This window comes from Pseudomonas sp. TE3728 (assembly GCF_056279145.1).
Window position 1 is genome coordinate 600104 of record NZ_JBWBQT010000001.1, and the last position, 15788, is coordinate 615891.

The 15788-nt window shown below is 59.5% G+C and carries 10 protein-coding genes; 8 read left to right on the forward strand and 2 right to left on the reverse strand.

Annotation, left to right across the window (positions count from 1 at the left end; translation table 11 throughout):
• The first annotated feature begins 10 nt into the window (after positions 1-10).
• Positions 11-1621 carry a gamma-glutamyltransferase family protein gene (locus tag ACZ89R_RS02260; RefSeq protein WP_429546854.1) on the forward strand — a complete coding sequence of 537 codons (1611 nt, stop codon included), beginning with the start codon at positions 11-13 and terminating at the stop codon, positions 1619-1621.
• Positions 1622-1740: 119 nt separating this feature from the next.
• Here the strand turns inward: ACZ89R_RS02260 and ACZ89R_RS02265 are convergent, their stop codons facing one another.
• Positions 1741-2655, reverse strand: a complete 915-nt coding sequence (locus ACZ89R_RS02265; protein ID WP_095631404.1) for a LysR family transcriptional regulator — start codon at positions 2653-2655, stop codon at positions 1741-1743.
• A 269-nt stretch (positions 2656-2924) separates the two neighbouring features.
• Between ACZ89R_RS02265 and ACZ89R_RS02270 the strand changes: the two genes are divergently transcribed.
• The 4 genes from ACZ89R_RS02270 (at position 2925) to pgm (ending at position 9230) form a co-directional block, all read left to right on the forward strand.
• Positions 2925-3947 (forward strand): zinc-dependent alcohol dehydrogenase family protein, encoded by a 1023-nt coding sequence (locus ACZ89R_RS02270; protein WP_429546853.1) that lies wholly within the window; start codon positions 2925-2927, stop codon positions 3945-3947.
• Positions 3948-4514: 567 nt separating this feature from the next.
• Positions 4515-6005 carry a hypothetical protein gene (locus tag ACZ89R_RS02275; protein WP_429546852.1) on the forward strand — a complete coding sequence of 497 codons (1491 nt, stop codon included), beginning with the start codon at positions 4515-4517 and terminating at the stop codon, positions 6003-6005.
• A 67-nt stretch (positions 6006-6072) separates the two neighbouring features.
• Positions 6073-7473 carry an aminotransferase-like domain-containing protein gene (locus tag ACZ89R_RS02280; RefSeq protein ID WP_429546851.1) on the forward strand — a complete coding sequence of 467 codons (1401 nt, stop codon included), beginning with the start codon at positions 6073-6075 and terminating at the stop codon, positions 7471-7473.
• 110 nt (positions 7474-7583) lie between these two features.
• Complete coding sequence (pgm, locus tag ACZ89R_RS02285; RefSeq protein WP_008006056.1) at positions 7584-9230, forward strand: phosphoglucomutase (alpha-D-glucose-1,6-bisphosphate-dependent); 1647 nt, start codon at positions 7584-7586, stop codon at positions 9228-9230.
• 204 nt (positions 9231-9434) lie between these two features.
• Here the strand turns inward: pgm and ACZ89R_RS02290 are convergent, their stop codons facing one another.
• Complete coding sequence (locus tag ACZ89R_RS02290; protein WP_123494653.1) at positions 9435-10130, reverse strand: pirin family protein; 696 nt, start codon at positions 10128-10130, stop codon at positions 9435-9437.
• Positions 10131-10409: 279 nt separating this feature from the next.
• Here ACZ89R_RS02290 and ACZ89R_RS02295 point away from each other — a divergent pair, with 279 nt between their 5' ends.
• From ACZ89R_RS02295 to ACZ89R_RS02305, 3 genes are all read left to right on the forward strand, one after another.
• Complete coding sequence (locus ACZ89R_RS02295) at positions 10410-12884, forward strand: UvrD-helicase domain-containing protein (protein WP_429546850.1); 2475 nt, start codon at positions 10410-10412, stop codon at positions 12882-12884.
• A 303-nt stretch (positions 12885-13187) separates the two neighbouring features.
• A complete protein-coding gene (locus tag ACZ89R_RS02300) occupies positions 13188-14564 on the forward strand; it encodes a pyridoxal-phosphate dependent enzyme (RefSeq protein WP_429546849.1) in 1377 nt (458 codons plus the stop codon).
• Positions 14561-15742, forward strand: coding sequence for a cystathionine gamma-synthase (locus ACZ89R_RS02305; protein ID WP_429546848.1), 1182 nt, complete (start codon positions 14561-14563; stop codon positions 15740-15742). Before ACZ89R_RS02300 ends, ACZ89R_RS02305 begins: the two co-directional genes overlap by 4 nt.
• The last annotated feature ends 46 nt before the right edge of the window (positions 15743-15788 follow it).

Here is a 15788-nt window from a genome sequence, read left to right on the forward strand (position 1 = left end):
AACTTTTGCTATGTTGAAATTTTCTGCCCACGAATATCCCTATGCGTCGCAACGTCAGAGTGTGTTTGCCCGCCATGGCATGGTCGCGGCTTCCCAGCCACTGGCTGCTGAGGCCGGCATCGAGATCATGCGCAATGGCGGCAATGCGATTGATGCCGCGATTGCCACGGCAGCAGCGCTTACTGTGGTTGAACCCACTGGCTGCGGCTTGGGCGGCGACGCCTTTGCCCTGGTCTGGAGCAAGGGCCAATTGCACGGGTTGAACGGCAACGGCCAGGCGCCAACAGCGCTGACGATCGATGCAGTCAAGGCTGGCGGTCACGAGCAGATGCCACTCTACGGCTGGACGCCGGTCACGGTGCCCGGTTGCCCGTCGGCCTGGGCGGAGTTGTCCAAACGGTTCGGCAAGCTGCCCTTTGCCGAGTTGTTGCAGCCCGCCATCAGCCTGGCCCAGGAGGGCTTCCCATTGTCACCGGTGGTCGCCCGTCAATGGCAGACTGCTCTGGATGAATTCAGCCCCCATCGAGACCCGGTGCTCGACGTCTGGTTCGACACGTTCCTCATCGATGGCCGTGCACCCAAGGCCGGTGAGTTATTCCGTAACCCGTCGCAAGCCCGAACGTTGGAAGAGTTGGCGAACAGCGCTTGCGAAAGCCTCTATCGCGGCGATCTGGCTCAGCGTCTGGATGCCCATTCCCGCGCCACCGGCGGCTATCTGCGAGCCAGCGACCTGCGGGACTATCGCGCTCAATGGGTAGATCCGATCAGCATCAACTACCGCGGCTACGACGTGTGGGAAATCCCCCCTAGCGGGCAAGGATTGGTGGCCCTGATGACCCTGAAAATCCTTCAGGGCTTTGACTTCGATCACCGAGACAGCCAGCAGACCTGGCATCGTCAGTTGGAAGCTATGAAGCTGGCCTACAGTGACGGCCTTCATTACATCACTGACCCACTGCACATGCGTGTGGCCGTGGCTGACCTTCTCAGCGATGCCTATAGCCGCCAACGTCGCGAACAAATCACTGATCAGGCGTGCGAACCCAATCCCGGCGATCCCCACGCTAGCGGCACGGTGTACCTGGCCACGGCGGATGCGGAGGGCAATATGGTGTCCTTCATCCAGAGCAACTACCACGGCTTTGGTTCCGGTGTAGTGCTGCCAGACAGCGGCCTCGCCTTGCAGAACCGCGGACAGGAATTCAGTCTCGACCCCGACCATGCCAACTGCCTGGCACCGGGCAAAAAAACCTTTCACACCATCATTCCCGGTTTCATCAGTAAAGGTGACGCACCGGTGGGGCCGTTCGGCGTCATGGGCGGCTACATGCAGCCCCAAGGCCATGTGCAGATGGTCATGAATCTGGTGGATTTCGGTCTCAACCCCCAAGCCGCGCTGGACGCTCCGCGGTGGCAATGGCTAGGGGATATGAAGGTCGGCATCGAACACGGGGCGTCTCGGGACTTGGCCGCTTCGCTGGCACGGCGCGGACACCAGATTCAGATTGATTGCGACCTGATCAACTATGGCCGAGGGCAGATTATCATCCGTGACCCGGACACCGGTGTGCTGTGCGGTGGTACCGAGCCGCGGGCCGATTCCCATATCGCCGTGTGGTAGCCGGCCGCTTAAAACAAAAAAAGAGACTACGGTCTAATGCCAGTCAGTTAAGCTGACTGGCATTTTTATTTTTGATCGGATACTTCGGGGATTTGAGTCTGATAGCCCGTGGAATTCTGTTACAGACTATCGGGGTCCCCGAAGAACATCTGAATCCGCGACCGTAACCACCGCTCCCCCGGATCATTATCCTGCGACCCACGCCAAGCCATGTGCAGCTCAAAACTGCGCACCGGCAACGGCGGATCTTCCGCCCGCACGCCACCGGCAGCAGTCAACGCTTCAGCGGTGTAATCCGGGACAGTGGCCACGATATCAGTCCCGCTGATCAGTGTGCTCAACCCATTGAACTGCGGCACCGCCAGCACCACATGCCGTTTGCGCCCCAGCTTCTCCAGTTCTTCATCGATAAAGCCGCTCAGGTCGCCCGCGAACGAAACCAAGGCATGGGGGCGGGCGCAGAAGTCATCCAGGCTCAACGGTCCCGGTACCGTGTCGGCGCGTAACAGTTTCGGCATGCTGCGGCGCAGCACTTTGCGCTTGGCGTTGGCCGGCAGGTCAGCAGTGTAGCTGACACCAATGGAGATCTCGCCCGAGGCGAGCAGGCTCGGCATCAGGATGTAGTTGGCCCGACGCACCACCAGCACGATTCCCGGCGATTCCGCGCGCAGCCGTTTGAGCAGCATTGGCAGCAGCGCGAATTCAACATCATCCGACAAGCCGATGCGGAACACCGCGGTGCTGGTCGCCGGGTCGAATTCCGCCGCACGACTGACCGCGGTGGAAATCGAATCCAGGGCCGGCGAGAGCAGGGCGAAGATTTCCACTGCTCGGGCGGAAGGCTCCATGCTGCGGCCGGTACGCACGAACAACGGGTCATCGAACAGCCCGCGCAGGCGCGAGAGCGCCGCACTGATGGCCGGCTGGCCGAGGAACAGTTTTTCCGCAGCGCGGGTCACGCTGCGTTCGTGCATCAGTGTTTCGAAAACGATCAACAGGTTCAGGTCGACACGACGCAGGTCATTACGATTCATCTGGAGTCCTGGCAGAGTCAGCAAACTTGACGTGAGCGGCCATATGAGAACAATGGCCGGCATGAATCTTACGGGGAAAGACTGGTACTCTGCACAGGGTAATTCAGTTTTTTCTGAAAGGCTGCTTCGGTTTTTCACGGCATTGGATGATGTCGCCGTCGCTGCGGAATCAATGACAGGCATGTCGACTATTAATAGCCACTGATGGTCTTGGGTAGAAAGCCCAGATAGAGTTCAGGGCATTAGAGGTTACTTTGACGAGGTTTGCGATGTCCCGCACGATCCGTTTTCACAAGTTTGGTCCAGCCGAGGTGCTCAAATGCGAAGAGCATGCGGCCGCTCTGCCTGCGCCGGGCGAAGTGCAGGTGCGCGTCGAAGCGATAGGCATCAGCTGGTATGACATTCTCTGGCGCCAGAACCTGGCATCGTCCCATGCTCGTCTGCCTTCGGGCCTGGGTCATGAAATGGCCGGCGTGGTCACGATGGTCGGCGAAGGTGTCGATGACTTGGCCGTTGGCGACAAAGTCGCCAGCTTCCCGGCCGAAAGCCCCAACGACTATCCGGTCTACGGCGAACAGATCGTTCTGCCACGCACGGCGCTGACCCGCTACCCGGACGTGCTCAGCCCGATCGAAGCCAGCGTTCACTACACGCCGCTATTGATCGCTTATTTTGCCTATGCCGACCTGGCGCGAGTCAAACCCGGGCAATTTGCCCTGGTGACCGACGCCAGCCACTGCGCCGGACCGTCGTTCGTGCAACTGGGCAAAGCCCTTGGTGTGCGGGTGATTGCTGCGACCAAAAGCACGGATGAGCGTGAGTACCTGCTGTCCCTGGGCGCCGAGAAAGTCATCGTCACCGAAGAACAGGATCTGCTGATGCAGATCAACAAGATCACTGATAACCGCGGCGTCGATGTGGTGTTCGATGGCCTTGGCGGGCCGCAGATGTCGCTGCTCGGCGATGTGCTCGCCCCTCGGGGCAGCCTGGTGCTCTATGGCCTGCAAGGAGGTAACCAGACGCCGTTCCCGGCCTGCGCGGCGTTCCAGAAGAACATTCAGTTTTTCGTGCACTGCATCGGTAACTTCACCGGCAAGCCGGAACTGGGCATCATTCAGGACCAGGTCGCATTACAGCGTGCCCTGCGTGACATCAACCAACTGACCGCCGACCGCGTGCTGCTGCCGCTCAAAACCCGGGTCTTCCCGTTTTCCGAGTTTGTCGAAGCGCACCGCTATATGGACGAATGCCCCTGTCGCGAACGGGTCGCCCTTCAGGTCGAACCTGCCTGAGCCCTTCCTCTGCCAAGAGTCCGTGCGAATACGGACTCTTCTGCTGGCAGTCACTCCCAAATGAGACGTGCCATCGATCTGTCGGTGGGCCGGTTCAGCAACTGAACTGGTTTTTGCTCTCGATCTGTATCTTCTAATCATTATGTAAGCCCTGATAATTGAATGATTACTTTCATCTCAAGGAAAGAGTCATGGCCGAGTATCAGGCTGAAACTCCTCAATGCGCGCCGGCAATATATGCTCAACAAATAATGCGGCGTCGCTCAGTTGTCTTACATTCATGGGCAACTTCTTTCTTTATTTCTTGTGCTAAGTGTCTGTGGGACGCTGTCGGAAATTTCCTAGGAAAACCCGTGGGAGCCCAAGGCACCCGCTCTGCGGGGCCTCGCGCCGATATAGGTCTCCCTGGGTTACCCGTAGCGTTCAATTATTTCAAATAATTACACAATGCTTAAGTGCTAGCATTTGAATAACAGCACCGGCACTCCATTCATGACAAACAACCTGTTGCGCAATACACCTCGTTACTTGCGTGGCATCGCACTTTTGAGTCACAGGTAAATAATGATGACCGCTACCCATGATCAGGCAATGAACTATGTTTATCAGCAAATGCTGCAGCGCTTGCTGGGTTTTTTCTCTCGCGCCGAACGCACGGCATTGCAATTGCTGATTCAGCGCCTGGTGATGTCCGCAGGAGGTTTGGAGCGTATCGGCGATTACAAGGTGCTGTCGATCCAGTCAGGGTCCCGCGACAGCTGCTACACCCTGGCGCTACTGCGTGCCGCGCAGTTGAGTATTGCCAGCCGGGCACCGGCGACATTTCAGCTGCGAGTGGCGACCTTGCGCTTGAACGGTGCGGCCTCGACAGCCTTGGAAAACATCCATCGCAGCTGCAGTGCATTGTTTCTCTACGACGATCCCCGGGTCGAAGTGTTGATGGTCGATAATCGCGAAGTCCTGCCGTTCAATCATCTGGCGCCGATCTCCGAAGCCGGTCGTGAGTCGAATCGGCTCAATCTGCTGATGGTCGGGCACCGCCGTGTCTGGGACGGGCCGCTTGATCTGTGGGATGACGGGTATCTGGCGACCGGCGAGTTTTACGGACAAATCGCCCGTTGGGACCAGGGTGTCGACGCATTGATCAGTAGCGATACACCCCGTCGACAGAAGCAGTTTCTCGAGGGGTTGAATCGTGCGGCGGCCAAGGCCGGGCTCAAGGCGCCGGACCGTCACGAAACGGGCTACGAGTGTCTGTTCGCGCGACTCGATGAATTGGGCAGCGATTGCTACCGCGAGTTTTATCCTGAGTCTGCCCAGGCGGCGTGGCGTCCCGCCGAACGTTTTGAAGCGTGTCGCCGCACGACCTTCATCGATATTCACGACATGCTGGTCAGCAACCTGGAAGAGCGCTGGCCACTGCTCACCGATTTCCTCGGGTTTCAACCTGACGAGTTGTCGGCCCAGCTCAGTGATAACGGCTACGTCAGCTTGTCGATATCCGCGCATCTTCGTGGCTTGCAAGCGTGCTTTGTACAGGGTCGCAGCTACGAGGAAGGCATTGGCGAGTACCTGCAGCGGGCGCTGGTGATGATGCGCCGCAAACATGTTCCAGAGCGCTTTTGCGAACAGGCCATGGAAACCTTCGGCAACCCGATGACGATGACCGACCAGCGCGCATTGGCATCGGCTGAAGCACAAAAGAGCCTTGGTTTGAGCGAGGCTCAACTGGTGTGTCTACTGTTTGCCCCGTTTGTCGATAACGGCGCGGCGCTTGAGCATTTTCTCCGTCAGTGCCATCCCGGCATGCTCGTGGCGTTGCCGGACTTGCACCGGGCGATGCAGGGCGGCCCGGCTCCCGAGCAGGTTCTGCAATGGATGGTCGATGTCAGCGGGTTGCCCGTGAGTCTGATCAGTACGCTTTACCGCATGGGGCCGGTGGTTCGGGATGAGGGCAGGGCTCTCGGCCTGGAAAGCGTCGAGGTGGGTGGGCAAGCTGAAGTCGGGGAGCCTGGCAATGAAACGACGGTGTCTGGCGAATGGTCGACGGGCCGGTGAAAGTGACTGGTTCGACGGATCCGGCAAGGATGCGTCACGACGTTCGTAGTCTGTTCGGCCATTACCCATGAAAGGACCACGAGATACCGATTTTGCGTACCAGGCGGTGTACCGTTACCTGACTAACCTGATCAATGAGCCGGGCAGTGACATGCAAGTGCGCCTGCCTTCATTGCGGCAGTTGGCGCACCGCCTGAGTGTGTCGATCTCGACCATTCAGTACGCTTATTCGCTGTTGGAAAAGGAAGGGCGCGTCTATTCAGTGGCCAAATCAGGCTACTACGCACTCCCCGTGTCCTCAATCGGCATGCCCGGTAGTGGCAAGGACCTGCTCGAAACGGTTTACGTCAACGCCAGGCGTCCCGGCATGCTGGTGCTGAGCGCCGATGAACCGGCGTTATTACAACCCCTGGATAGCCCGTTGTTGTTACTGGAGAGAGAACTGCTGCGCCAGTATCCGCGCCAGCCGCAACCGTCTTCGCAACCCTGCGGCGAGCTGGAGCTGCGCGCAGCCCTGGCAGCGCGCTACACCACTTCGCCGACCCGTTGCTGGCATGCTGATGATGTCTATATCGGCGCCGATCTGCGTGGCGTACTGGAAATATTGATCGCCGTCCTTGGCCTCAAGGATGCTGTGGTGGTGGTCGAATCACCGTGCGACTGGGCTATTTTGCGCCTGTTTCAAGACGCGGACGTGCAGGTGGTCGAGCTGCCGCTGCAAGCCCATGGCGGCCTGGATCCTGAGCAGTTGAAGCAGCTGCTTGAGACTGAGCAGGTGCGACTGGTGATGCTTTCATCGAGGCTGAATATGCCCCGGGGCAGTGTGGCGCCTGACAGCAACAGGCAAATCACCGCACAGTTGCTGGAGCGACACGGCAGTTGGGTGCTGGAAAACGATTGTTACGGCGAGCTCGAATTCGAGCCGAGCGGCCTGCGGCTTCGTGATCTGCTGGACCCGGATCGGCTGATCGTGTTCTCCACATTCGAGAAAATCATCGGGTCGGAGGCGCCCTTCGGCTATCTGCTGTCGCGACAGCTGCGCGCCGAATTGCAACGGCACTTTCTGCTGCGCGCGTTTCGCTTGTCACTGATTCGTCAGAAAGCTATTGCGCGGCTGTACAGCAACGGACGCATTGATCAACACCTGCTGGTGTTGCGTCGACTGCTCAAGGAACGCATGGTGCAGATGACTCGGTTGCTGGAAGAGCGTCTGCCCGATGCGTTGCACTTCGTTGAGCCCCGGGGCGGAGCGACAATCTGGATTCGTTCGTTGCGCCAGGTCGATGTGCGTCGAGTGTTCGAGCGTTTGCTCAAGCAACATGTGGTGATTGCGCCGGGGGAGCTGTTCAGCCTGCAGGGCCTGCACGGACAGCACTTGCGCCTGAGTCACACCTTCGGTGGTCACCACGACCTCGCCGATGCGTTGGGTCTGTTGGCGGATGCCTTGCGCCTGGAATCGATCGACTGAGCCGAGGCGCAAACCCTCTTCGGAGCCTGACAATCGATAACATCGCGCCAGGAGCAAACTGTCAGTAAACTGCGCTCTATTCCCGAACCACTCTTTCTCAGAGGTTTTGCATGACACTCAGTCCTTTTGCGGGCAAACCGGCACCGGCAGAACTGTTGGTCGACATCCCGCGACTGGTAACGGCCTATTACACCGGCCAGCCCGATGCAGCCATTTCTACCCAACGCGTCGCCTTTGGCACGTCCGGACACCGAGGTAGCTCGTTCGATCTGAGTTTCAACGAATGGCACGTTCTGGCCATCAGCCAGGCGATCTGCCTGTACCGCGAAGCCCAGGGCATTGACGGTCCATTGTTCGTCGGGATCGACACCCACGCGCTGTCCACGCCGGCCGGTGCCAGCGCCCTGGAAGTCCTGGCGGCAAACGGCGTGACGGTGATGATTGCCGAAGGCGACGAGTACACGCCGACGCCGGCCATTTCCCACGCGATTCTTTGCTACAACCGTGGTCGAACTTCGGGCCTGGCAGACGGCATCGTCATCACCCCGTCTCACAACCCGCCACAAAGCGGTGGCTACAAGTACAACCCTACCAACGGCGGCCCGGCCGATACCCACATCACCAAGTGGATCGAAGCCAAGGCCAACGAGCTGCTGGCGGCCAAACTCGCCGGCGTCAAACGCATCAGCTACGAGCAGGCCCTGAAGGCCAGCACCACCCATCGTCACGATTACCTCAACACCTATGTTGCTGACCTGATCAACGTGATCGACTTCGACGCCATCCGCGATGCGAAGCTGCGTCTGGGTGTCGATCCGCTGGGCGGAGCAGGGGTGCGCTACTGGTCGGCGATTGCCGAGCATTACCGCCTGGACCTGGAGGTGGTGAATAAACAGGTTGATGCGACATTCCGTTTCATGACCGTCGATTGGGACGGGCAGATTCGTATGGATCCATCATCCAGCCACGCCATGCAAGGTTTGATCGGTCTGAAAGAGCGTTTCGACGTGGCCTTTGCCTGTGACCCGGATCACGACCGCCATGGCATCGTGACCCCGTCCGGTGGTTTGCTGGCACCCAATAACTACCTTGCGGTGTCGATCGATTACCTGTTCCAGAACCGTCCGCAGTGGCGTGCCGATGCGGCTGTGGGTAAAACGGTGGTCAGCAGTGGCTTGATCGATCGCGTCGCCAAACGCCTGGGCCGCCGTCTGTACGAAGTGCCGGTTGGCTTCAAATGGTTTGCCGACGGCCTGTTCGACGGCTCCCTCGGATTTGGTGGCGAAGAAAGCGCCGGCGCGTCGTTCCTGCGCAAGGACGGCAGTGTCTGGTGCACCGACAAGGATGGCTTGATTCCGGCGCTGCTGGCGGCTGAAATGACTGCCCGCACGGGGCGTGACCCAAGTCAGGCTTATCGCGCGTTGACTGATGAACTGGGCGAACCGTTCTCGGTACGGGTCGATGCCAAGGCCAACCCTGAGCAGAAAGCGCTGCTGAGCAAATTGTCGCCAGACCAGGTCACCTCCACTCAACTGGCGGGCGAAGCGATCCAGAGCATCCTCAGCCATGCACCGGGCAACGACCAGGCCATTGGCGGTCTGAAAGTCATGACCGAGAACGGTTGGTTCGCGGCACGTCCGTCGGGCACTGAGGACATCTACAAGATCTACGCGGAAAGCTTTGTGAGCGACGATCACCTGAAGCAGTTGGTGGCAGAAGCTCAGACACTGGTGGATGGCGCGATCTCTGCGAAGTGATTGAGGGCCCTGTGGCGAGGGAGCTTGCTCCCGCTGGGGCGCGAAGCGGCCCCAAATCGGTTGGCGAGGTGTAACAGGTACACCTCGCCGGTTGGATTACGACTGCTTCGCAGCCGGACGGGAGCAAGCTCCCTCGCCACAAATGAAAATGAAAAAAGGGGCAACCATCAACGGTCGCCCCTTTTTTTTTCCGCATTTACCGCATCAAGCCACATCCACCAACACAATCTCACTGTCCTCAATCGCGGTTACGCGCAACACCTGCTCATCGACAATCGCGACACCGTCTCGAGCTTGTGCACGCAAGCCATTGACTTCAATGGCCCCAGTGGCTGGAACCAGATAAGCCCGACGGCCGCTGTCCAGGTGATACTCCGCAGACTCCCCGGCCTTCAGATTCGCCGCCACCAGGCGCGCATCGGCGCGAATGTGCAGGCTTTGATCGTCGCCGGCCTTGCCGCTGGCCAGGGTCACAAAACCTTCGCGCTCGCCTTTGGGGAATGGCTTGGCACCCCACGACGGTGCCGAACCGGCTTCGTTGGGGATGATCCAGATCTGAAAGATCCGGGTTTCGGTCGCTTCCAGGTTGTACTCACTGTGAGCGATCCCGGTGCCAGCACTCATGACCTGAACGTCGCCCGCTTCGGTGCGGCCCTTGTTACCGAGGTTGTCCTGGTGAGTAATCGCGCCTTCACGAACGTAGGTGATGATTTCCATATCCCGGTGTGGGTGTTGCGGGAACCCGGTGCCGGGGGCAATCACATCGTCGTTCCATACCCGCAGGTTGCCCCAGTTCATGCGTTTGGGGTCGTGGTACTCGGCGAACGAAAAGTGGTGATGGGCATCCAACCAGCCATGGTGCGCGCCGCCCAGCGAATTGAAGGGTCTGAGTTCAAGCATGATCGTCTCCTGAAAAGGTTCGTCATGGGGCAGAGCGCCTGAGCCACAGACGAGAACCAGTGGTTGATGGCGAGCATGATCTATCAGGTACCAATCGATAAAAAGCGTAAAAAATGCCTCAATACAATCGAATTAGTTGATATCAAATAACCTCGAAATATTCTCATCCAGCCTTCACTTCATCGCATAAGCCAATGACCTGTAAGCATTTCACTAGAACTCAGCGGCAAATGCAGACACCATAGCCCTCAACAGCCTCACACCCTGGAGTCCGTCCGCGTGCCGCAACACACCCCCGATCTTCCTCCTGAACTTCGCCCTTTGGCTGAGATGCCTTTGTTCAAGCGCCTGGCCGCCCGGTTCTTTGGCCACGGCCTTACCCGTCTGCGCGCGCAACACCGTGCATCCTGGCTGCACGGGCAAGCCGACGGTTTTCGCAGCGGTCACAGCGCCGGGGTGGATTACGGCTATAAGGAAGGCAAACTCGAGGGGCTGGAGGAAGGTCGGCAGGTTCTGTTGATTCGCGACTCACGCTCAACCGAACATCGACCGCCCAACGTCGATGACAATCTGTTTGACGATTGGCGGCTGCCATTGAGTGCAGAGCTGAAGAAACGCATGAAGGCCGACGTGGCGCGGCTGTTGCCCGCGCATGCCCAGCCGAGCGCTGCCCAATGGAAGATGATTTTCAGCGACACACCGTCGACCTCGGTGATCGCCGGGGCGGGGGCGGGCAAATCGACTACCCTGGTGTTGCGAATTCTGCTGCTCAGCCATTACTTGGGGTTTGAATTGAGCTCGATGACCGTGGTGACCTTCACCCGCGAATCGCGCAAGGACTTCATCAATAAGCTGATCGAGCTGTTTGCAGTCTGGGGGCGGGGAATCAGCCTTAAAGAAGCGCGCGATCTGGTGCGCACTTTCCACTCGCGCATCCTGCCGATGGTTCGCAGCCTGCCGGGTTTCGAGCGGCTGCAAGCGTTCGAAAACCTCAGTCACCGCGTGCAAGGCGGCGATGAGGAGGTCGACAGCAACCCCTTCGACCTGCGCATCAACGATGCCCAGCGCCAGCAACTCAACGCCTGCTATCACAGCCTGCACACCCGCGATGAGCGTTTCCGCGAGTTGATCAAGCCTTTGTCTCGTCATGCCTTGCAGCTCAAGGAGCTGGAGCGTGATCACCCGGACGTGCAGAAGCGCATGGCGGTGACTGAACTCGCCGCCAAGCGCGATGAAGAACTGTGCGACACAATCGAAGACCTATGGTTTCGCGCCGGCGCTTGGCCGATCAAGGGCATCGAACCGAATCGTCAGACCTTCGACATCAACGGCTCGACCTTTCATTGCCACGGCTACATTCCGACGCTGGACGCTTGGGTGGTGCTGGGTTTCGATCCCCGGGAAAATCCCCAGGTCAGCCGTCCAAATGCCAAACTTTCAGTGCGCGCGGAATGGGCGGTAAAGCGCACCCTGTTTCAAGCTTTCTGTCGTAAGCCATTGATATGGCTAGACAGTTATGAGTCTTCAAAGCGTGTTTTGGCATCCCTTGCCGGGGACGCCAGCGCCGGGCCGGGCTTCGATTACAAGGTCAAGGGCGAGCTCGGCTCCGCGCCGTTGCTGGACTGTTTTGTCGCGGCGGCCGGGTTTATTGAAAACCTCGGCCTGGATGTACCGAATGCCGTGGGTCAGATGAGCTTCGCCAAGGATGACCCGGACCGGTTCTTCTTCGAGGCCTTGAGCCTGTTCTGGCGAGCGCTGGAAGATCATCTGCTGGATCAATCGCCGCCGGTGATGACCTACAACCGGATGTTCGCCTTGTTCAGTGAGCATTCACCGGAGAATCTCAAGCTGCTGAGCGATGAGCTGCTCAGGCCCATGTCGCACTTGATGATTGACGAGTTTCAGGACGTGTCACCGCAGATCGTTTCGTGGATTCGCGCCAGCCTGGCGGAAATCCGTAGTCGCGGACCGGCCATGCATGTGGGGCGCGGCGCGCAACGTTCGTCATTGCTTTGTGTCGGTGATGACTGGCAGTCCATCTATGGCTGGCGCGGCAGTTCGCCGACTTACTTCATGGAGTTCAACAAGGAATTCCCGTCGCCGAGCACGACCAAAGTGATGCTCAGTGACAACTACCGTAGCCATCAGCACATCATCGACGCGGCGGAGCATATTGTCCGCGCGGCACCGGCGATCGCTGGCAAGAAGGCCAAGGCCAGCGGTGAGCCCAAGGCGCTGCTGCCAGTGAATATTCTCGACCGGGATGACCAAGGCTTGGCCCAGCGTCTGATCGAGCACTATGGAAAGGGCGATTCAATCTTGATGCTTTATCGAAAAAGCAGCGATAAGACATTGATTGAAGAGCATATTCAGTCTGTAGTTAATGTGGATTCCAGCTTGCCGTACGACGCTCGACGGCTCAAACAACTGACTTACCACAGCGCCAAAGGCCTGCAGGCTGATGCGGTATTTCTGCTGGGCGATTGTCAGCACCTGACCAGTTCACCCTACAAGAACCAGGTCTATCGCATGGCCGGACTCGGCAAGGCCGGCGACAGCGAAGCTTACGACAGCGCACAGAAAGACGAGATCTTGCGACTGGCCTACGTGGGCATCACTCGGGCCGTGAGCCATTGCTACTGGTATGTCGATGGCCAGGATGCCTCGGCTGCGAACATGCCCAAGGCCTCCGACCGGATCGGCAAGGGCAAGGCGTTCTTTGCTGATCACCGTCAGGGAAAAGTGTCTGCCTGACCATTCAGAGAGTCTTGAGCAGAAAACCTGTGGCGAGGGAGCTTGCTCCCGCTTGAGTGCGTAGCACTCACAAAAAAATGGGCGCTTGTCGAATTTTTGGGGCCGCTACGCGACCCAGCGCGAGCAAGCTCGCTCGCCACAAAGGCAGGCATGGCTGAGGAGGTACCGACTGGCTGCGAAAAGTTGCGGGGGGCGCAATCCCGGCCTATGGTCCAAGGCGAGGCTTTGCTTGCGACTGGCGCGCAATGATTCGCCGCAGGTCGCTGTCCTTCCAATGCGGATACATGCAGCGAGGTGACGAACATGCCGAACGACTCCCGTCCTGCCGTGCTCGAATTGATCGGCAATACGCCCCTGGTGCGTGTCAGCCGTTTCGATACCGGCCCATGCACACTGTTTCTCAAACTCGAATCACAGAACCCCGGCGGTTCGATCAAGGACCGCATCGGCCTGGCGATGATCGATACCGCCGAGCGCGATGGCCGCCTGCGCCCCGGTGGCACCATCGTCGAGGCCACCGCCGGCAACACCGGTTTGGGCCTGGCCCTGGTCGGCCGGGCCAAGGGTTATCGGGTGGTGTTGGTGGTGCCGGACAAGATGTCCACCGAGAAGGTTCTGCACCTCAAGGCCATGGGCGCCGAAGTGCACATCACCCGTTCCGATGTCGGCAAAGGTCATCCCGATTATTACCAGGACGTCGCTGCGCGGTTGGCGCGGGACATTCCCGACGCCTTCTTCGCCGATCAATTCAACAACCCGGCCAACCCGCTGGCCCATGAGTGCAGTACCGCTCCGGAGATCTGGGCACAGACTCAGCATGATGTGGATGCCATCGTTGTCGGCGTCGGTTCGGCCGGCACGTTGACCGGGTTGACCCGTTTCTTTCAGCGTGTACAACCGAATCTGGAAATGGTGTTGGCCGATCCGGTCGGCTCGGTGATGGCCGAATACAGCCGCAGCGGCACCTTGGGTACGCCCGGTTCCTGGGCGGTGGAGGGCATTGGCGAAGATTTCATTCCGTCGATTGCCGACCTGTCCAGTGTGCGTAAGGCTTATTCGATCAGCGACGAGGAAAGCTTCGATCATGCCCGCCAACTGCTGCGCGCCGAAGGCATTCTCGGCGGCTCTTCGACCGGTACATTGCTCGCTGCGGCGCTGCGTTACTGCCGCGAGCAAACCGAGCCGAAGCGGGTGGTCAGTTTCGTCTGCGACACCGGCACCCGCTACCTGTCGAAGGTCTATAACGACCAGTGGATGAACGACCAAGGGCTGCTGGCGCGCAAGCGCTACGGCGATTTGCGTGATCTGATTGCGCGGCGCTTCGAGGATGGCCGGGTGGTCAGCGTGGGCCCGGACGACACCTTGCTCACGGCGTTCCAGCGCATGCGCCTGGCGGATGTTTCGCAACTGCCGGTGCTGGTGGACGGGCAGCGGCTGGTCGGGGTCATCGACGAGTCCGACATTCTGTTTGGCGTGCACGAAGACGCTACGCACTTTCGCATGACCGTGACCAGCGCGATGACCGACAAGCTCGAAACCCTGCCTCCCGGCGCCAGTCTTGCTGAGCTGGAGGCGGTGCTCGATCGTGGGTTGGTGGCGATCATCGCCGACACTTCGGGCTTCCACGGCCTGATTACTCGCGTCGACATGCTCAATCACTTGCGGAGATCCCTTGCATGAGTCAGCACGATGAAACCGCCAAACCACGTGCCTTCGCCACCCGTGTGATCCATGCCGGACAGACACCGGACCCTTCCACCGGGGCGCTGATGCCGCCGATCTACGCCAACTCCACCTATCTGCAACAGAGCCCCGGTGTGCATAAGGGTTTCGATTACGGGCGTTCGCACAATCCGACGCGCTTCGCCTTGGAGCGTTGCGTGGCGGACCTCGAGGGCGGCACTCGGGCCTTCGCCTTCGCTTCCGGGCTGGCGGCGATCGCCAACGTGCTCGAACTGCTCGACGTCGGCGCCCATATCGTCTCCGGCAATGACCTGTACGGCGGTACATTCCGGCTGTTCGACAAGGTGCGCCGGCGCAGTGCCGGGCATCGTTTCAGTTTTGTCGATCTGACCGATCTGGCGGCCTTCGAAGCGGCGCTGCAGGACGACACGCGGATGGTCTGGGTCGAGACGCCGAGCAATCCTTTACTGAGCCTCACGGATCTCGCCGCCGTCGCGCGTATCTGTCGTCAGCGAGGCATCATCTGTGTGGCCGACAATACCTTCGCCAGCCCGTGGATACAGCGGCCGTTGGAGTTGGGTTTCGATATCGTGCTGCACTCGACGACCAAGTACCTGAACGGTCACTCCGACGTGATCGGCGGCATCGCGGTAGTCGGGCAAAACGCAGAACTGGCCGAGCGGCTGGGTTTTCTGCAGAACGCAGTGGGGGCTATCGCCGGGCCGTTCGACGCCTTTCTCACATTACGCGGCGTGAAGACCCTGGCGCTGCGCATGGAACGCCACTGCAGCAACGCACTGGAGCTGGCGCAATGGCTGGAGCGTCAGCCGCAGGTGGCACGCGTTTACTATCCAGGCCTGCCATCGCACCCGCAGCACGAACTGGCGCGGCGGCAGATGCGTGGATTCGGCGGCATGATTTCCCTTGATCTGAACTGCGACTTGGCGGGTGCCAAACGTTTCCTTGAGAGTGTGCGGATTTTCGCCCTGGCCGAGAGCCTGGGCGGGGTGGAAAGCCTGATCGAGCACCCGGCGATCATGACCCATGCCAGCATCCCCGTCGAAACCCGGGCACAACTCGGCATCGGCGATGCGCTGGTGCGTTTGTCAGTGGGTGTTGAGGATGTCGAAGACCTGCGCGCCGATCTGGCGCAGGCGTTGATGCGGATCGGTTAAACGCAATCAATGTGGGAGCGGGCTCGCCACAGGCCGCTCCCACATG